The organism is Sphingobacterium sp. UBA5789, from assembly GCF_002418355.1.
In the GTDB taxonomy this organism is placed as follows: Bacteria; Bacteroidota; Bacteroidia; order Sphingobacteriales; family Sphingobacteriaceae; genus Sphingobacterium.
This window is the reverse complement of record NZ_DIDX01000001.1, coordinates 459558-479566: the sequence shown is the minus strand read 5'-3', so window position 1 is coordinate 479566 and position 20009 is coordinate 459558. Positions and strand designations below refer to the sequence as shown.

Below are 20009 nucleotides of genomic sequence, written 5' to 3'. Positions count from 1 at the left end.
GTCATTAATTAATATCAAAGAAAATACCCAATTCGGCCAAAGCCACATGATTTTCACCTCCCAGATTCTTATCCGGAAATTCAAATTTGACGTATCTCGGTTCTACTAATGCAGGGAAATAAAAATCTCTTCTTGCATTTCGTATTGCTGTAGCCTCACTTGACTGCGCCAATTTATAGTCGCCCTGCTCTGTCCAGCTGATATTATCCGTACTGGTATATACTTTGACACGTGTTGCATAAGTATTACCTTGTCTGTTCTGAATAAAGAATCCTCTGATTTCGCCGGCAGTTTTCATATCGATAGTGATGGTCACTGGAAGTGAAGTAACCGGATTACAACTGCTATAACATGTGTGCCAATAAGTTGTAATGCTACCATCGTTGATTGCTGTAAATTTACCTGTACTCTCATTAGTTGCTGTGGCCATGTTAGAGGTATACTCAAAAGAGCTTGAAGGCAGATCATACTTTGGATTCATGGTAGAATTGCCACCTGTTTTATTAATAGGATCGTATGTCCAGGTTGTCATTTCCATAGGTGGATATTTTGCACGCATTTCTTTCTTGGCTACGTTACTGACAGCCATTCCCCATGCGACCATGAAACGGTAGTAATCACGTCCTGTAAATTCACATAATGAACGGTAGAAGTAATCTCTTTTAGCCTGATCCAAGGAGAACTGATAATCTGAATTCCTTGATTTACTGTACAAGTATGTCATAAATGCCCATCCGGATTCCCCATTTTTACCCTGTATTTTATCGAATAGCTGTAGGAAAGGTGTCAATCTGAAAAAAGGAGCTTCACCATCTGCAATCACTCCATCCAGATTAGAGAAATTCTTCCCTGTCAATGAAGCTGCAAAAGTCAAGGCTGTAGGTATAGCTGTCTTCAGCGCCGGGTGAAAATTGAGAATAGTAGCATTTCCCCTTCTATGTCCTCCATTAAAAATAAACAGGTTGTTAGAGGTTTCTCCTAAATCAGACCAGCTCCATGTCGAAGGTTGTTGGAAATTGTGTCCGACTTCGTGATAAGAACCCCATGAATTGCCATTGTGTATGGTCGCCAGGTTGGTCAACTCATCTAGCCATTGAAGATCATTCTGTGCAACCCATGGAAAACCACTATGTGCATATCCCAGCGAAGGTTGTATATCCAGGACTACACGCTGCGGAAATTCCGGGTAACGGTCTTTCACCTGCGTTGCAGTGGCACTAAGCCCCATCCAGTCATAATAATCTTTCTCATATACCACGTTCCACTCGGCCATTACCTCATTAAGATCATTGAATCTTCCCTGGTTAATAAAAGTAACAACATTCGCACGCGGAACTGTCATTACCATATGTTTGCCACGGATTTCTAACCACGGAACATTATTAGCTAATACATCTTTTTTCCATGAAGCAATATCGCTCTGACCATGTACAAAATCGGAAGCCCTTACAGGCCCGCTGAATTTTAAGTTGACAGGAGTTGGTCTTGCCACATTGGAGCGTATCCAGATTGTACCGCCATATAAATTACGCACATAGTTAACTCCCGGAGCGAGTTCTTTAACGGTATAAATAACCGGATCACGTTTTAATGTTTCCTTACCTGTCAGATTATCCATGTGCGCACCAACTTGTACCGTCAGCCCGATAAGCCCGTCAGGTACAGTGATCTTGACATTCTCACCCGGAGGAGCATACAGTCCTGTACTGTAAATCGCCTGAGGAGCTACATTGATTTTAAAATCTTTGGAGGAGATAACATTCTTATTCATGTCTATGATGATCGCTGTATCTTTGATACGTGTCACATTCTCTCCTACCAGACCTGGAAATACCCGGGCCCGATCATACAAGCTCTTGTCAGCTACAAACATAGTGGTATCTATTGCTGAAGGATCTTTATCCCCATCCTGATGCCCATCCTGAAAATCATATCCATATTTTTTACAGGACAGCAATAAAGTCCCTATGCACAGTGCTATGAATATTTTAATATTGCTCTTTTTCATAATAAGTTCTTTAATCGTTAGTATTAGATCTTAATCTCTTACCAATATATAATTAGGTGTCCATCCTTTTCCGTCTAGCGACCACTGATAGATATCACTGGTTCCAAACCACTGATAAATCATAAAAGGCACATCTACAGAATTGGGAACCATATGATAAAAATCTCCTCCAAGGGGTGATCTGAAATAATCTACTTTATCACTGAAATTCAACCAGTCATATTTTCCTGTGAGTACAAAATCTGCCCCTTTTCCAGTTTTCTCTTTCAACTTTGCTGTACCGACATCACTATATCCCGGCCAGTATCCGATAAGATTGGCGTACTGATCATGTGTTGCATCGACTTGTGTTATACCGGATAGATTCTTAACCTGCTCATCTGTAAAGGCAACATTGTAAATCTGTAAGTTAGAAAGTGTAAATCTTGCACTATTGTTAGAGCTACCAGGTATCTTCCCGATACGCAGAGGCGCTGTATTATCCAGATTATTACTGTTTGTCGTAGCCGTACTGTTAAATACGCCATCTGTATAGGCTTTTATAGATCCGGAAGTACGATCCACAACGACCGTTACCGCATGCCAGTTTCCGTCATTAACGACAGGCCCAAAGACCTGCCCTCCGATGGAGGAGTTAAATCCCCATTTGCCGTTTTCACCAAAGAAATTCCAGCCTGCTCCTCCAAATCCTTCTTCTCTTTTCGAAAAGAAAACAGGGTAATTCCAGCTGGCATCAATTTCATTATACTTGAAAAAGAATACTACCGTAAAGTTTTTGTTGTTCGCAAAATTATACTGAGAGGTATTTTCGAGTGCCGCTAAAGTGGATGTTCCGTCTCCATAAGTAAGTCCTACCGCATTACCTACAAAAGGCATATCTGTGGTATTCAGCTTGGCGATAAGCTTACGTCTGAATTTCGGAGAATAGAACATCGTAAAGGTGTTTCTCACTGCATCCCCGAATACGGTCTGATCATTAGTTGGATCCAGCACTTTTCCTCCTTTGGATGAACTGACAATAATGAGCCAGTTTTCACTATTGTAATTAGGTCTGTTGCGGATGATTTCTACAGCTTCTCCTATTTTTTGGTCCACTTTATTTATGGCACTGATATACTGTGCATCAGTCGACTCATAAGACGACTTCTGCCCTGCATCATCCACACCATGAAACTGCATAACAACAAGATCAGATTTTCCGGATTTTAATTCTTCCAGTCCGGCTTTGCTCATCTCGTCATCATTTCCTGCAAACCCTTTTTTTGTAGTAGCTGCTCCCCCAAGATATGTGACCAAAGGATCTGAAGATGCAAATACACTGGAAGTTGCTTCCTGATCTATACTTTTCAATCTTGTAAATACAGTTGGATAATCTTTCAGATCTACTGTTGATAAATCTGAAGAAGTGACCTTATGCTTGTCCTGATATACTCCAGTCAACATAGAAGCCCAACCAATCTCATTGGTCATGGGATTGGTTTTATAATCCGTAAGACCATTGAACGTGTAAAGTGCATTTTTCTGCATTAACGTCAGGTTCTTAACATTTGAACTGAGAACTGCATTTCCTCTTAACCCATCCACTATGATATAAAGTACTTTAGGCTTTCCCACTTCCGTATTCTGACTAACCGGCTGTTCGTTTAGCAGATTCGGAAAATCTTTATTACAGCTCATTACGATTACAGAAGCAACAATGACAGATCCGATCCGGCATACTCTTTTTGCATAGATTGCAAACATATTACTTTTCTTCATCTTAGTTCAGATTTGGGTTTAATTCTAATTTTACAATATTCCCTACAGCTTTTCCATCTACAGACAATATAAATCCTCCTAATATTACAGCTGGTAATCCAAGAGCCGAAGTCGTCTCTACGGCATCGTAAATAACGCCATTGAAACTACCGATATGATTATAGCGCTGATCGGCAGACCCGTCCATATTAAGAATCAACAAATTGGATCTGTTGATACCATCATACTTTTTGAACGACCCGTTTACCAATACTTTTCCAAAGCTTAGAATTTTGGCATATGCTACACCTCCTCCTTCTACTTCCCGCATACGGAATGATTGATCTACGCTACCATTAGTATTGAGGAAAACAACATTATTAGCTACTGCGCCATTAAAGTTTTTGAAAACACCGGACAGTACAATTTTATCTTTGGCTGAATCATATGTTATCTCTGAAATACTATTATCTGCACCTGATCCGACATTGAAAGATTCATCTACAGTACCATCCAGGTTAAGACGTACAATATTTTTAGCAGGCTTGTCATTGTATGATGTAAATTGTCCTACGAGAACAATCTTTCCATCATTCTGTTGAATGGCACTGGTTACAATTCCGTTTGCTCCTTTATTGTTGTATACAAATGTTGAATCCAGCTTTCCGTTTGCATCACATCTGAACACGTTACGTACAGGTGTATAGACATAGCGATAATTTTTGCGGGATGAATAGGTATAGTCCACTTTAGAATAGCGGTCAAAATTTCCAACTGCGATGATTTTATTATCTGCAGTAACAAATGTTTTGAGTATTGTTCCGAACTCTATTCCACCATTAAAGGCAGATACAGTATCAACATCGTTTTTTCTGTCTTCAGTTGAATTGATAACCTCTACAATCATGGTATCCAGCTGGCCTTTTGAATTAAGCTTTGCAATTTTCATTGCTTCTCTCTGATTCATACTTGCAAAATTGCCCCCTATAATAAAGGAACCATCTCTCATTTTCAGGATTGAGTTGACATTCCCAAATGGATTCACTCCTTTTCCGAAAGTCATATTTGTACTGGCTTTACCATTACTGTTCAAAAACTGTAACCCATTGATAGGATCAGCTTTGGTTGCTGACTTTTCGAAATCAGTAAATCCTCCTGTAATGATATACCCTCCGCCCTCAGAAAGAATATCGATTACAGTATTATTGAATCCGTTGATAATGTCAAATGTTGCATCTATAGAGACGCTTCCTTCTATCTTAAGTGTAGGACCGAAGAACACCTGCTCCCCGATCTTAATCGTCGCACCTCCTGAACTGATTTTTTCCGGAATTTTGATCGTCACAGTGGAATCTGTCAGGTCTTCTATTCCAACAGTTGTATTATTTATAAAAAAGTCAAACTTACCTTCGTATTGCTTCAGTCCTTTGACTTCAAATGTCACTAAATCTCCCGGAAATGCTGATTCCGGATCCGCATATTTACTTTTGAAAGAAACCCCTAAAGGTTCTTTACCACCGGCATACGGATTCTCCCCGACTAAATTGTCTTTGCTACATCCGACAGTTAATATAGAACTAATTGTCATGAATAAAAGGAGATTTCCCAAATTCTGTATATATCTGTATTTCATCTTGGTCAATATTAGTTTAGAGGTTTGATTCCTTTATCTACTGCTGCTCGTACAAAATCAAGACGCTGGAATCCAAAAATATGCCGGCTGAACTGCAATACATGGAGCACTCCATTCGTCGGTTGAATATCTGATGTAGCAACGGGTCCGGTTGTCATACTGAACAGATTATTAGATGCCGAATAGTCCTCTACATAATTAAGGTACAGCTGTCTGTAACCGCTATATTTAATAACTTGTATATCACCGTTAGAATTTACAGTCTTGGTATCATTATACAGTACCCCGATATTCATCACCCTGCCGGAGTAGCTTGTATATCCTTGTCCGCCAAAAGTTTCCAGATTAATTGTATCCAATTGCGGAAAGTCTTTTAATACATATTTATCTTTAATGATATACATCCCCAGAAAATCTTTCCAGATAGAAGGATCTACCTGCTTGTAAGATGTCACTGTATCCTGACCGCGGCTTACCAGATATTGATTGAGTTCTTTCATCGCTTTGACAATACTCATATCAGGTGGCGCAAAGAAGGTTACACTTTCTTTGTCCAGGACGTCTTTCATCCCCGCATATTCCACGACTTTGGTCAATGTATCAAAAAGGTCTTTACGTCCCTGCAGATATTGCCATATGGTACCATTGTAGTTAGGATCATGCTTTCCCGTCTCTTCGTAATATTCTTTTTTACATGCATTAAGACCAATGATTATAAAAATAATGGCCGGAAAAAATATATTCTTTAGTTTCATAATTTCTATCTGATTAGTTCCAATAAGCATTGTATGTCATAAATGGATTATTTGCAAAAGCAGATTGATCGATAGGCCAGGTCCATCCACCTCTATTAAATGCGTCTACAGACATCGGCGCTTCTGTATATTCAGCGTTGATGACTTTCTTTGTACGTACCAGATCATAGAACCAATGCCCTTCTCCCATCAACTCTCTGGCGCGTTCGTACCAGATCAGGTCTTTCAAATCTTTTCCATTCTCAGAAGCCGCTTCTTTTGCACCAGCTCTTCTGCGCACTTCATTGATAACCAGCTTGGCTTCTCCGTCTCTTTCCAGCTCTGCCAACGCTTCGGCACGCAACATGATAGCATCATTATAACGAAAAACGACCTGATTATCATCCGGGTTATTATCCTCCCCTTCTTCCATAAAGACATTGACAAATTTCAACATCTGAAACTGGCCTTCTGTATTGTACATAAATTCGTCAAACCAGTATGATTTTCTCAGATCACGTTCTCCCGGAGGATAAAGTTTTTCTAAGAACTTGCTGGAGTAGTAGATATATGACCGGGTGACTACCTTATTTGGTGCACGCAGTACATAGTCAGAAAAAGTAGATGACAGGTGGAATGACTCTCCGTAGTTAAAGTTTTGTGCAATTTCAAACAATCCTTCTTTTGTACGTCCTTTAAAGATTTCCTTGGTTCTTTCCAGTGGTAATAATGTGTAAGCACCACCGTTTTCTTCCATTATTTCCTTTCCCAATGCTGCTGTCGCTTCGTAATAAGGAGTTTTGTTGGAAGAGAATCCGGCTACCCACATATTCATGTGCATCATCAGTGCAATAGCACTTCCTCTCATCGCCCGTATCGCCACGATAGATTGATCTTCGTACGTCCAGGGCAAATCTTTATAATGGGCAGACATATCGGCAATACATTTTTGCAGTACTTCTGAAAAATTTACACGGGGACTTGGTGTACTGTGAAAAGCTTGTGTATAATAAGGAACATCACCCCAGACTCTGACCATGAAAAAATAAGCCAGATTACGTAAAAATACTGCCTCAGCTTTATATTTTTTGATGTCTGCATCGGAAAGAATTCCACTTTCTACATTCTCTAACTGATAGTAGAGAATATTGGCCTTCTGTACCATCAGAAAGAAGTTATTCCACTTGCGAACCTGCTGAAACCCAAAATAATCATTGTTTTCTCCATAGGTACGGTCTGATTTATAATACTGTGCGAACAAGCCTTTGAGATCATTGAATTTTAAGTAGGTCAGGTGATTGAATGTATCACCGGCTCCGTTGGATCCGGGAGCCCTGTTGATAGGTGCACACCTAAAATCTCCTGTAGCCGGAAAAAAGATCTGACGCATTGTCGCTTCTCTGAAAGTGGAGTAGATACCACCTGTAAATTGTTCAAAATCGGCCTTAGTTTTCCAATAATTATTACCGGAGAGGTTATCGATTGGTGTTACATTTAGAAAATCCTTTCCACATGAAGTCACAAATAATGTGGTAATCAGCGTAAGACCTATGTATAATAATCGTTTCATAATTTTCTGAATTAAAATTGGACACTTAAACCTAATGTATAATTACGTGCTCTCGGATATCCCTTAGAGGAGTCTCTTCCTAAATCGGATACCAACTCCGGATCTGGTCCCGAATACTTCGAGAATGTATAGATATTATTTCCGGAGAAATAAACACGGGCACCTGAAATCCCCATACGTCTGGTCCATTCTCTGTCAAAGTTGTAAGAAAATGTTGCTGAATTGAACTTCAGATATGATCCGTCTTCCTGGAAAAGGGTTTGGTTATACCTGTAAAAATCATTCAGTTCATTTCGGATAAAATCAAACGGATTCGGGTAGTAGGCATCATCTCCTGGTTGTGTCCAGATATTGTACTGACTAAGCGGCACTAATGCTCCAGGCATAATCGGTTTGCCATTGCTGTCATAAGTAACCAAACCTCTTGGATTAGAATAACCTCTGAAACGATCTGCCAGTGCATTATTCAGGATATCACGTTTGATTGTGAAAACAAAGTTTGTTTGCAGGGAGAATTGTTTGTATTTGATAAATGCACCAAAACCTCCCGTTACTTTTGGTTGCGAATTCCCAACGACAACCAGATCTTTCTCATCGAGAATGTAGTCACCATTCAGATCCGTCCATATCGGATCACCGGCTCTGAACTCTCTGTCTGCACCAAAAATTCCTCCGGTACGGTATTTCATTCCGGTACGCGGATCTACAGGCACATCATCATCTGTTCTGTACACGCCTCTGTAGTGAAACAGTACGTTAGATAATGTATTCGTTCCCAATTGGTAAAGAATATCCTGATAATAATTGGATTCATCTTTGATCAACAGTTGTCTTACGCCATCCGGCAATGCTGCTGTAATATCCTGATTGATGGCAAAGTTTCCGTTGAAGGATAAAGACCATGTTTTGTTGTTAAGTGGTCTGTAGTTAAACTGGAATTCATGTCCTCTGTTAACAACGCTGGTCTCATTAGAATTTACCGCTTCGAAAGCATTCTCTGTAGAGATTAGTTTTTTCCTTAACATCTTATCACTCTGGCTGTAATAATATTCGTATGTGAATGTCAGATTGTTATTGAAAAATGCCCAGTCTGTCGCTAAGTTGAGTGTTGTCTTCGTCTGTGGCTGTAAGTTCACATTCGGAATTGCTCCCAGATCAATCGATACGGTAGGCTGGTTATTGTAGGTTCTTCCATCCTGAAAATACTTACCATACACATCATATATGGTCCCTACCGGGATGATATTCTTACCCCACGTACCTCTAATAGATCCCAGTGATAGCCAATCCCAGTTTTCAGCGAATTTTTCGTTGCTGAAGTTCCAGCGAAGTCCTCCTGTTGGAAGGTATGTCCACGGATTGAGTCCCCCTGTAGTAGATGTACCGTCAACTCTGTATGTAAAATCTATATAGTATTTTTCATTGTAATTGTATGAAAAACTTCCGGCATAGCCCACTGTTCTTTTTTCCTGTGTTATTTTATACAATGTTCCACCTTTCTGATTGCGGGTATCATATCCTAATCCGACCGTAATCTGATCATTTGGTGTACCCGTAATACTCATTTCATCCCCTCTCTTATTTATCACTTCAAATTCAGCAAATCCGTATACACTCAGATTATGTTTTTCAGCAAAGGTCTTGTTATAGGCCAATAGATTTCTATTGTACAAGGTATTAGTTCTGTCATTATAAGAGTACACTTCAGATCGATCCGCATTCAAAGCTCCCTGCGTAAATCGATCCTGTGTTCCTCTGAGGTAATTGTAACTAAGTGTAGATGATGCCCGTACACCAGGTATGGGTTCATACTGAATTTCTACCTGAGAGGCCAGATTCCCGGTTTTACTATCATTCAGCGTGCTCAGAGCAGCCAGAGCATCAATACTCCCTGTAAATAATGAAGGTGAAGGCAACAAAGATGAGGTGTTTGCAGAGCTGCCAACACCTGACTGCTGAAGCGCATTACCTGATCCGGTACTGTTTTTAATTAAAGAACTACTCAGATTTGCTCTCAATGTAAATTTAGAAGAAGGCATATATTGCATATTCGTCTGAAGAGAATAGCGTGTAAATCCGGTATTCTTTATAATACCATTTTCATCATAATATCCTGTATTCACTTTATAGTTGAATGTCTGATCCCCTCCGGATATATTCACATTCTGGCTATTATTGACAGTTGGTTTGTAAAAGTAGGATTGCCAATCTGTAGAGTTATTATAGAAAGCGTTCAAACTGTCTGCCAACATGGGCGAATCATTGATATGCTGCAAAGCTGCGTTGTATGTTGAATCGTAACCAAGAATCTGTTGCAAGCGAAGATAACGCTCCCCTTTTCCTCCTATTACGTTTCTCAGTCCCGGTACTGCATTTATAAATAACTTGCTCTCATATGATACAATCGGCACTTTAGAACGTCCGCGTTTAGTCGTTACCAGGATTACCCCATATGCGCCTTTTGAGCCATAAAGTGCCGTAGCCTGCGCATCTTTCAATACGGTAATGTCTTCAATATCTTCAGTTGGAATCATCGCGATAGGGCTGATACCCGGTCCTGCTGACTGAAATCCATATTCGTAATTTGCATTGTCTTCAATCGGAATACCGTCAATAACAAACAATGGTGATGTTGGTGTCAGGAAAGCGTTGTCTCCCGATCCCTGCACATTGATATTAGAAATACCACGGATAGCCATGGATCCACGAACTCCCGGAGTACCATTATTCAACTGTACATTAAGTCCGGCTACTTTTCCCTGTAGTAAATCGGTAAAATTCGCAGCAGGCTGATCCTGTATTTCCTTTCCGGAGATAACTACCGCAGACCCTGTAAATGATGTTTTCTTACGCGCCTGATATCCCACTGTTACCTCTACTTCGTTTATCACATTTTCCTTTATAGCCATGTTGATATTGTAGACCGTTCTTCCGGCTTCTATTTTCTGGCGAACCTGTGTTCCCTGAAAGGTAAACAGTAATGTGGAATTGGCAGGAACAGTCACAGCAAAAGATCCGTCTTTTCCGGAAGTACCGATTGCTCTTCTTGGTGTTTCTATCAAAATAGAGACATCACTTAGTGTTTCGCCATTTGCACTATTCTTCACAATCCCCCTCACTGTAACATTCTGCGCAAGAGCAACGGAACTACAGAACGTGCACACAAAACATAAAATAATATATATACTTTTCATAATTTCTGATTAATAAGTTGGGGGTTATTCATTAGTAAATCTTGGTGATTCGCCCGTAAACCGGAATTGAATTTCCCAATTGCCTTCTTCAAAAATTGCAAAATCTAACCCTAGTCTTGCCAATACACTTCCCCCGCCGAAACCAAGCCGTCTGTATGCAAATGTCACACTTGCTCTGGTTCCGTCAATATTGGTATAGTCAGTCCTCTGATTAATCAATGGAATGGGATAGGCCACCTTATACGTTACTTTCTGATTGGTCTTGACCATATCAAATCCGTGAATCAGCTTTTCCCAGTTCGTTGCATTAAACTTATCCGGATTGATATAATTATTTAAGGAATCTACAAAACTGAATGTCAGTGAATTGCCAGCTTGCTCTTCATTTTTAAAGAAATAAACTACCATATCCCCAAAACCTAAAAACTGTCCTGTACGTTCACCAACTGTATTTACCATTAAAGAAGGAAATACATACGGACGAAGAGACAATCCTGTAGCAGGATCTACAGTTGAAGGTTCGTAAGGTCTCTCTTTGTAAGGCTTCAGTTTCAGGTTCCTGGCAAATTTGCGTCCTCCTGTGTTGCTTATTTCTACATCAAAAACATAACCCGGATCAGGACTATTCTTAACAAAGCTTGAACTTCCCGGATTCCACATCGTGATCTCCCCGGATTTCTCCTGAATTTCTAAAAGAGGTCTGTACTGCACTTCACGCTTACTCTCAATTTCTGCTAATGTAGTTTCAGCTCCTGTATACGCTTTTTTCCATACTTTGACCGGAAATTTACTGGTTAACTCCGGTGCCGGATCCCCATCGGCGGTACGTATACTGTAAATTTTAAAATCTAAGGGAAGCGTAGAATTTCGTCCTACGTTCACATTATTATTGAATAAAGTGGTTCTTCCTAATACCGGCTCATAAGTAGTGGTAGTGTATGTCACATCATTATCCAGCGCATCCAGATGATCCGGCAAATTTTTATTACACGAAGAGAGTAGAATAACAGATATAAGACCTAAAGCGCCTTTTATCGTATTGCTTATATAATTTCTGTTCATATACATTATTGAGAAAACTTAGAAGTGAACTTATTGAACCCAAAATCATGACTTGCTGAAAGAAAATGAATGACGCCGTTAGTCGTCTTCAGATTGACTGCAGTAGTCGTAGTTGTTTGCCAATATCTTTTGAAAATAGAGTTGTTGACATCACTAAACTCTATTTCCTGTTGTCCTCCGGAAACAAAACCCGAGGCGTTTGAAACGTTATAGTACATATGCATATCATATCCATAGACACTTTTAGTTTTCAGACCGTCTATATAAGGATATAGTGTTTCTGTCGTTACTTCACCGTCAAAGATGTATCTTCCCATCAGGGAATCCAGCTCTAGCTGATCCACATCTTCGAGGTATAGAGGTGCTTTATTTGTCAATTTACGGGTCGCATTGAGCGCCTTTACTGCAATCTCAAAACTCCGGTTTGTCATTGCGTAAAATGTGAATTTTTCTGTACCCATTAGTTTGGAACGAAGTCCCGGAGCCCGGTCCAGTACCAGAAGTAATGAATCGTAAGTTCCCTTTTGGCTTTCCAGATACTTCAGTATAGTACCGTCATAAACCTTGGTATTGTTTTGATAATCCTTATAATATTCGTCACCTTTCTCACAAGAAACGGTTGCAGTCAGTATAAACAGTGCGAATACAAACCAGATATGTTGAATTCTAATCATAATATGAGGTGGTTATAGTCTTTATTTCCAATACGGATTTTGTACGAGTTTTGAATTGTTCCTTAGCACATCTGTGGCGATAGGCCAATATATTCCTCCTTCATTGATAAGTTTTACGACATTGCTGTCCTTTTTCCGTAACTTATTGAAACGAATGATGTCATACCATCTCCAGCCTTCACCCATCAACTCCCTTCTTCTCTCTTCGAAGATTACATCAAGAATATTCTCTGTCCTTCCCTCATGAAAAGCTGGTAGCCCACGGCTTGTGCGGATTACATTCAACAATGTGCGTGCCTCACCGGTCTCTCCTAAAGCTGCTTTAGCTTCTGCTCTTAACAACGTAATTTCTTCCAGTCGGGTAAAAATCAGATTAGATCCGAAAATATTGAAATCACTGTCTCCATCTCCGTCTCTGATTACTTTGATCTTACTGAAAATCGGAATCTCACCACTGAAGTTTGTGAAGTAATTAGTTCTTGTCAGCCCTGAAATAGTATCAATACCGAAACGGGTATCATTAGGGTCATTAAAAATGGTAATCACACTGTCTTTAGGAACAAAGATGTCTGGCATAGTCTTATTTGTCAGCGGCTTGGCCAGTGTCAACTGCTCGATATGTCCGGTAGCAGTTGCTTCATTAAAGGCATAAGAAGATTGAAAATTAAGTAGCTGTGAATAATTTTCCGAAGAAGAGAAGATTCCTGTTCTGCCAGTCAGCTGCGTAATATTGGAGTAGAATAATCCTACTTTACTGTAATTATCCAACACAAACTTGGCAAATACATCTGCATCAATATATTTCCCCTGCCATGCCGCAATATGTGCCAAGAGTGCATATGCTGTCAGTTTGTTGAATAATACGCCTCTCCATTCAACAGATGTAACACCATAGTAGGTCTGTAGATTCACCCCGTATAAGTAAGGCAGATCCTCCGCAGCTTTCAACAATTCCTGACTTGCAAATGCTAATACAGATGCCTGGTCTGCCCTGCCGAATTCGGTAAATTTACCATCATCATAGGATTTGGTCAGCAATGGAACGTCGCCCCAGATACGTACCATATAGAAATAGGCGAACGCCCGTATAGCACGTGCCTGTGCAATATCATATTTAAGGTTCAACTCCGTATAGCGTTCATCTTTTTCATATACCTCCGGAGCACGCTCTATGAAGATAGAAGCTGCATTTACCACAGCATAAAACCTTCTCCAGTTTGACAATGCTGAGATCATCGGATATGATGCTTTTAAATCATTTCTGTAAACGGCCTCCAGATCAGAGCGTTTGTAAGAAACGAAATCTTTCCCTCTCATCTCACCATAAACCCAATGTGCATTATTATCCTGCAATGCGGCTCTGGTAAGACCATACAATCCCATCAATGAAGAGCGGGTATCTGAAATATCCGTCCATTGTTTTGTTTCAGAAGCAACATTCGCCGAATCGATGTCCAGTTTATTTTCACAGGAAATGGTTATCATTCCTGTCAGACCTGTCATCAACATTAAAAAACAGGAAACATTCTTTTTATTAAAATATCTTTTCATAAAATCGTAATCAATTGGTTAGAGATCTAACTTGAAACCCAGCGTAAATGTCGGCGACAGCGGAAGTCCGTAGCCTGAGTAATAGCCATTAAAGTCTATAAGCTCAGGATCTATACCTGTGAATTTGGTAATAGTGAGCAGATTCGTTCCTGTTACATACACATACGCTTTTCTGAGTCTTTTGACCTTTTCTTTAAGTCCTGCAATTTCATATCCGACAGAGACAGATCTTAATTTTACGAAGGATGCATTTTCCATAAAAAGATCCTGATCTACACGGTAAGGTACGCTGCTGCTCCATGGGTTGTAAATAGGATATTTTGTGATATCAAAATCCTGCTGCCAGTGAAAAATCTCTTTTACAGAGTTAATGGTATTGTTAGATTCGTTGTTGATGAAGTCGTAACGGTTGGAAACCCGCTGGTTCAATGCTTTATGCCCTAATGCAAAATACCATTGAAAACCCAGGTCAAAGTTTTTGTACTTGAACTGGTTACTCCATCCTCCGACAAACTTAGGCATTGCATTTCCTGCCAATATTTTATCATCTTCATTGACATCAAAGTCTCCGTTCTGATCCACCCATTTAGCGTCACCGGCATTCATTTCAACTCCCTGGAACATCATTTTACGTCCCGTATTTGGATTAACAGGGATTTCGCTTTCGGTATTGTAAATTCCTGCATTCTGATATACCCAGAATTGATCAACAGATTTTCCAACCTCAAGCTTGCGATCACCTACAATTAAGGTTTGCAGATTATTAGGAAGCGCTTTGAGTGTATTTTTGTTAATATTAAAATTAAATGCACTTGTCCATTGCAGTTTATCAGGGTTAGTCAGCACGTTTAATCCTAGTGCTAGATCCACACCTTTATTATTGACATTCAGACCGTTCATATAGCGACCGGTATATCCATATTCAGCGGGAACCGGAATGGACGCAATCTGATTTTTGTCGTTTTTATTGTACAATGAGATTCCTGCTGACAATCTGTTAGAGAAGAACGAACCTTCCAGATCAATGTTAAAGTGATCTGTATACGGCCATTCTACATCATAGCCTACCCAACCTAATGTATATGGTCTTGAAATAGCTGCGAAACCATTGTAAGAAACCAATCCGGCTTCCGTACTCCAGTTTAGATCTGTTGCATACTGCGGTCCTGTCGCAAAGCGACTAATGGTCAGCAACTTTCCGATCCTTCCCCATCCGGCTTTGATCGAAAGTTCATTAATCCCATCATTCGTGGTGAAAAATTGATTTTTCACATTCCATTTTGCACTCACTGCTGGCGTGAACAGCCATCTGTTATCCTTTTGTACTGTAGATGATCCGTCATAGCGCAATACAGCATTCAGATCCAAAAGATTTTTATACTTATATTTTGCATTTCCATAAAAGGAGTATACTCTCAGGTCTTCACGATTCGTATATCTGTAAGTAGGAAGGGTCGATTCTTTAAGATTTAACTTGATGAAATCATTCGGTCCGTCATACGTTTTGGTATATGTAAACCGGTACAGGTCTTCCATATATTCCATTCCTGCTGTAAGATCTACCTGATGATCTGTATCTTTTCCAAGATTGTAGTTTAGAGCATGATCAAATTTATACCGTTGGTTATAGCCGTTATAATTGGATACATAATTGTTATCATCCATTAGTGAAGAAGCATAAAACACATCTCTTAACCCTTCGTTGTAATCGATCGAAAATTTAGTAGTATATCGAAGATTACTTAATATGGAGAAATCCGCTGATATAAAAGCCTGCACAGCATTCATCACATTGCCATCCACATTTTTGTCAAATTCTTTCAGATAGCGGGCATACACTTCACGGTTGGGTGACATCGGAATACTCAGATCAGGCAGATAGCCCGTTTCCGAAATTCTGTCGCGTAAAGAACGGTTACGCTTACGCTCCACACGTGAGGCATTGACATATGCTGTAAAATTGAACCATTCCGCTGGCGCCATATTGACATTAAACGTCGCATTATAACGCTTGAAATTTGCGGCATCCGCACTGGAAGTATTACTGGTATGACCACCCAGAAAGTTAAAATTAGCTCTCTCTGAACCTCCTCTCAGAGATAAGTCTATAGAGTATAACGGTTGATTTTTATAGTATTCTTCAGACCAGTCTGACGGTCCATAATAATTCACATTTGTAGAATCTCCAAGGTAAGAAGGATAGGTGAGCCGGTCTTGTTCAGTTCCATATTTGGAATAGAACTGCTGTCTGAACATATTCTCATATTGTGCGTTGACAGGAGTGACAGACTTTCGGGTATTCATCCCGTAGTAGGAATTAAGACTGATTTCACTCGGTCCTGATTTCCCTCCTTTAGTTGTGATCCAGATAGCACCATTTGCAGCCAATGGTCCTAATGCAGCTAATTTTGCAGGATCTTTAATGACTTCGATAGATTCTATCGCATTGATATTAAAGATACTTGCGAAGTCTGTCCCCGGCCCGAGTCTGTTATAATCGTATTTCTGAATACCATACGAAAAGTTATTTTCCTGAGTCAGCGGTACGCCATTTACAAAAATAGTAGGCTGGGAAGCGTTGATATCCTTGTTGGAGAATAACGGTGCTGCCAATCCGCGCAAGACAATATTTCTGTTTGTACCCGGCTCAGCAGTATTCTCCTGTACATACACTCCCGCTACTTCACCTTTGAGATATTGAGCCACACTGTGGAAAGGAAATGTCGATACCGTCTGAATATGTACTGAGTCTGCACTTCCCAGTCTGACAGCTGTAGGATTAAGCCGCTGTAGAAGGAGCGTATCGGTACTCACGGTATCCTGTAACAGATATCGGTTAGTATTCGCAGTATATCCATCCGGAAAATCGGCTGCATGCAGGAAAGATACAGGAAAAACTAAGATTAAAAAGCAATAGAATCTTTTCATCATAAGTGTATACTTAGGTTATATTCTTAATTAGTTAGTTCACCCTCTTCTTGTAGTTAAGAAATGGTGATTACTAGGTTAACTGATGGAACAATGATATACACAGATTGGGGATTATCAGGCATGCTAAAACAACGAAATCGTTTGCGTAATTTAAGCAATCGATTGTGCTAAACAATACATGGTAAGATAAGAGGGCAAATATTACCTCAGAATGAGTCGCAACATCCCTAATAAACACGCATAGAACAGCATTTTTGTGCAGGGATGGGTTTGTTGTTAACAAAATAGAAGACAGCGAATAAACAAAACTTAAAAGAACTAATCAACAGAAAAAAGCACTCCGGTGTAAAATGAGGGCAATTTATTATTAGTCCTTATCAAAGCTATATTTTAGCTTATCTTTGGAAAAGATTTATACAAAAAATGCCGGGTATCTACTTTCACATTCCATTTTGCAAACAAGCCTGTCACTACTGTGATTTTCATTTTTCTACGTCCCTCAGATACACGGACGAAATGATGGCGGCAATGAAACAGGAACTGGAATTACGGAGTCAGGCAGGAGATACCAAAAAGCTGACCTCCTTGTATTTCGGCGGAGGCACGCCATCTATTCTGGATGCCGGACATATACAGTCTTTCATTGATACTGTTTCAGAGTACTATGATATTGCTGAAGATGCGGAGATTACTTTAGAGGCCAATCCGGATGATCTGGATCAGAAAAAAGTACAGCAGCTCCGACATACAGATATCAATCGTTTCAGTATCGGCATACAGTCCTTCTACGAAGAAGATCTAAGCTGGATGAACCGGGCGCACAATGCCAGTGAAGCAGATGCGGCAATCAAGCGTGTGCAGGATGCCGGATTTGAGAATATAACGGCAGATCTGATCTACGGGTATCCTTTGCTTACAGATCAAAAGTGGAATGCGAATATCGATAAGTTACTGGAATTTGAAATTCCGCATATCTCTGCTTACAGCATGACGGTAGAACCGCAAACAGCTCTGGATCATTTCATAAAAAAAGGCAAATCTCCGGCCATGAATGAATCACAGTCTGCCGCACAGTTTGAAATCCTGATAGATAAACTTGTAAACAGCGGATTTGAGCATTATGAGATATCCAACTTTGCAAAACCTGACAGATATGCCCGACATAACTCCAGCTACTGGAAAGGTGACACTTATATCGGCATTGGCCCTTCCGCCCATTCCTTTAACGGTGATAACCGATCCTGGAATATTGCCAACAATGCACTTTACATAAAAGGTATAGCTGAAAAAACACCTGTTGCTGAGGTGGAGCACCTGAGTTTCGAAAACAAAGTCAATGAATATATTATGACTTCCCTGCGCACCATGTGGGGAATGGACACTGCGAAAATCGAAGAAGCATTCGGCTCAGATACCCTTAAGCAACTCACGGATACGATCCAGCCTTTTATCACGCACGGAGAAGTCTGCCTGCAGGATGGTCATTATTATCTTACAGCAAAAGGAAAACTTATTGCAGACCATATTGCATCCGAACTTTTTCTGGAAGAAGATTAACCACTTCGTTTCACAATATCAGCGCGCTCACTTTCTTATCAAAACTGCAAAGTAAATGTACTGCCTTTACCTACTGCAGATTCTACCAGAATATTCCCCCCATGGATCAGCATGATCTGTTTACTTAATGTCAGACCTACCCCACTTCCCGTTTTACGGGTGGTAAAGAATGGAGTAAAGATATTCTCCATGAGTTCCGTATCTATACCGATTCCATTATCGCTGACGTGGATCTGCACATTTCCGCCTTTCTCTATTGCAGACATCGTGATGTATGGTTTTTCTATATCTTTTACAGCCTCCATAGCATTGAGGACAAGATTAATAAGCACTTGTTCCACCAGATTGGCATCCGCAAATAACTGAATCCGCGTAGGTTTCAATATGACATCAAATTCAATATTCTTCTGTACAAATGTAGGTTCCAGCAACTGATAAATATTTTCAAACAGATCGGACACCATGATTTCCTTCAGCTGTGGTTTATCCACTTTATTGATTGTACGGTAACTCTTCGCAAACTTCAGCAAACCCTCACTTCTGTTGCGAATAGTATCAACCCCCACACGGACATCTTCTAGTTCCTCTGCCGGCTCCAGGCGATCCAGATGCTGACTCATCGTCTCTGCCAGAGATGAAATAGGAGCAATGGAATTCATAATTTCATGCGTCAGTACACGCAATAGTTTATGCCAGGCTTTAGTCTCGGTCTCGTCAATAGCTTCGTTGACATTCTGAAAGACTACGATCTGACACCTCCCCTCCTGTGTTACCAGTTCGGAGAGTTGCATCAGCAGTTTGACTTTTCCCTTAGCAGAAGAAACCGCTTCAATATGCTGCTGTCCGGGCTGAAGGTTATTAATAATTCTGAAAAGCTCTTTATTCCGCCGTTCCAGTGAAGAGAATCGCCCCACATATGGAATATCAAACATAACTCTAAAAGCTTCATTCATCCAGATGACTTTATCTTTATCCGGATAATAAGTGAAGATAGCTGTGTCCAGCATATTCACAATCTGATTGAGATATTGATACTGCAATTCTTTTGAAACCGTAACTTCTTTAAATGCAGCATTTATCTCATTGAATGTCTCATGGATTCTGCGCTTTGTTGAGCTTGTTTTTTTTGTAATGTAATAACGTGTGAAATCGCGTTGCCTGGTAGACTGTACAAAATCCATAAATACATCATAGACATCAAATTGCGCTTTCAGCCCAGCAATAAAAGTTACAAGGGCTGTTATCCCAGCCAGAGATGCCAGCAGGTACCATCCGGATATTAGGGCAAAACAAAACGCTGCCCCCGATCCTATCAGCAATATGTAACTACAAACTATCCCCCATTTAAAGCGTGTCAT

The 20009-nt window shown here is 40.2% G+C and carries 12 protein-coding genes; 1 reads left to right on the top strand and 11 read right to left on the bottom strand.

Translation table 11 applies throughout. The annotated features are described in order from the left end of the window. Positions 1–4: 4 nt before the first annotated feature. The 10 genes from B4B65_RS02015 to B4B65_RS01970 are packed head-to-tail and all read right to left on the bottom strand — an operon-like array spanning position 5 to position 17094. Positions 5–2008, bottom strand: a complete 2004-nt coding sequence (locus tag B4B65_RS02015) for a M60 family metallopeptidase (RefSeq protein WP_293912916.1) — start codon at positions 2006–2008, stop codon at positions 5–7. A gap of 30 nt (positions 2009–2038) precedes the next feature. After that, positions 2039–3766, bottom strand: coding sequence for a LamG-like jellyroll fold domain-containing protein (locus B4B65_RS02010; RefSeq protein WP_293912914.1), 1728 nt, complete (start codon positions 3764–3766; stop codon positions 2039–2041). Position 3767: 1 nt separating this feature from the next. Continuing rightward, the gene (locus B4B65_RS02005) at positions 3768–5333 is read right to left on the bottom strand and encodes a DUF5008 domain-containing protein (protein ID WP_293912912.1); all 1566 of its coding nucleotides are present in this window, start codon (positions 5331–5333) and stop codon (positions 3768–3770) included. Between the two features lie 56 nt (positions 5334–5389). Next, positions 5390–6133 (bottom strand): fasciclin domain-containing protein, encoded by a 744-nt coding sequence (locus tag B4B65_RS02000; protein ID WP_293912910.1) that lies wholly within the window; start codon positions 6131–6133, stop codon positions 5390–5392. Positions 6134–6146: 13 nt separating this feature from the next. After that, complete coding sequence (locus B4B65_RS01995) at positions 6147–7682, bottom strand: RagB/SusD family nutrient uptake outer membrane protein (RefSeq protein ID WP_293912908.1); 1536 nt, start codon at positions 7680–7682, stop codon at positions 6147–6149. 11 nt (positions 7683–7693) lie between these two features. Next, positions 7694–10876, bottom strand: a complete 3183-nt coding sequence (locus B4B65_RS01990) for a SusC/RagA family TonB-linked outer membrane protein (RefSeq protein ID WP_293912906.1) — start codon at positions 10874–10876, stop codon at positions 7694–7696. Between the two features lie 24 nt (positions 10877–10900). Further along, complete coding sequence (locus tag B4B65_RS01985; protein ID WP_236582365.1) at positions 10901–11938, bottom strand: DUF5007 domain-containing protein; 1038 nt, start codon at positions 11936–11938, stop codon at positions 10901–10903. Positions 11939–11943: 5 nt separating this feature from the next. Further along, positions 11944–12612, bottom strand: a complete 669-nt coding sequence (locus tag B4B65_RS01980; protein ID WP_293912904.1) for a hypothetical protein — start codon at positions 12610–12612, stop codon at positions 11944–11946. Positions 12613–12633: 21 nt separating this feature from the next. Beyond that, complete coding sequence (locus B4B65_RS01975; RefSeq protein ID WP_201681303.1) at positions 12634–14163, bottom strand: RagB/SusD family nutrient uptake outer membrane protein; 1530 nt, start codon at positions 14161–14163, stop codon at positions 12634–12636. Between the two features lie 18 nt (positions 14164–14181). Continuing rightward, positions 14182–17094 carry a SusC/RagA family TonB-linked outer membrane protein gene (locus B4B65_RS01970; RefSeq protein ID WP_293912901.1) on the bottom strand — a complete coding sequence of 971 codons (2913 nt, stop codon included), beginning with the start codon at positions 17092–17094 and terminating at the stop codon, positions 14182–14184. 423 nt (positions 17095–17517) lie between these two features. Here B4B65_RS01970 and hemW point away from each other — a divergent pair, with 423 nt between their 5' ends. Continuing rightward, on the top strand, positions 17518–18651 hold the full coding sequence (hemW, locus tag B4B65_RS01965; RefSeq protein ID WP_293912899.1) for a radical SAM family heme chaperone HemW: 1134 nt from the start codon (positions 17518–17520) through the stop codon (positions 18649–18651). Positions 18652–18689: 38 nt separating this feature from the next. On the opposite strand, the gene B4B65_RS01960 is transcribed toward hemW, so the two are convergent. Further along, positions 18690–20009: a sensor histidine kinase gene (locus B4B65_RS01960; protein WP_293912897.1), complete on the bottom strand. Its 1320-nt coding sequence runs from the start codon at positions 20007–20009 to the stop codon at positions 18690–18692.

Excerpts from the sequence above, each read along its gene's own strand:
- B4B65_RS01990 (WP_293912906.1), bottom strand. The coding sequence starts at position 10,876 with ATGAAAAGTATATATATTATTTTATGTTTTGTGTGCACGTTCTGTAGT.
- B4B65_RS02000 (WP_293912910.1), bottom strand. The coding sequence starts at position 6,133 with ATGAAACTAAAGAATATATTTTTTCCGGCCATTATTTTTATAATCATT.
- B4B65_RS02015 (WP_293912916.1), bottom strand. The coding sequence starts at position 2,008 with ATGAAAAAGAGCAATATTAAAATATTCATAGCACTGTGCATAGGGACT.
- B4B65_RS02005 (WP_293912912.1), bottom strand. The coding sequence starts at position 5,333 with ATGACAATTAGTTCTATATTAACTGTCGGATGTAGCAAAGACAATTTA.
- B4B65_RS01980 (WP_293912904.1), bottom strand. The coding sequence starts at position 12,612 with ATGATTAGAATTCAACATATCTGGTTTGTATTCGCACTGTTTATACTG.
- B4B65_RS01985 (WP_236582365.1), bottom strand. The coding sequence starts at position 11,938 with ATGAACAGAAATTATATAAGCAATACGATAAAAGGCGCTTTAGGTCTT.
- B4B65_RS01960 (WP_293912897.1), bottom strand. The coding sequence starts at position 20,009 with ATGACACGCTTTAAATGGGGGATAGTTTGTAGTTACATATTGCTGATA.
- B4B65_RS01995 (WP_293912908.1), bottom strand. The coding sequence starts at position 7,682 with ATGAAACGATTATTATACATAGGTCTTACGCTGATTACCACATTATTT.
- B4B65_RS01970 (WP_293912901.1), bottom strand. The coding sequence starts at position 17,094 with ATGATGAAAAGATTCTATTGCTTTTTAATCTTAGTTTTTCCTGTATCT.
- hemW (WP_293912899.1), top strand. The coding sequence starts at position 17,518 with ATGCCGGGTATCTACTTTCACATTCCATTTTGCAAACAAGCCTGTCAC.
- B4B65_RS02010 (WP_293912914.1), bottom strand. The coding sequence starts at position 3,766 with ATGAAGAAAAGTAATATGTTTGCAATCTATGCAAAAAGAGTATGCCGG.
- B4B65_RS01975 (WP_201681303.1), bottom strand. The coding sequence starts at position 14,163 with ATGAAAAGATATTTTAATAAAAAGAATGTTTCCTGTTTTTTAATGTTG.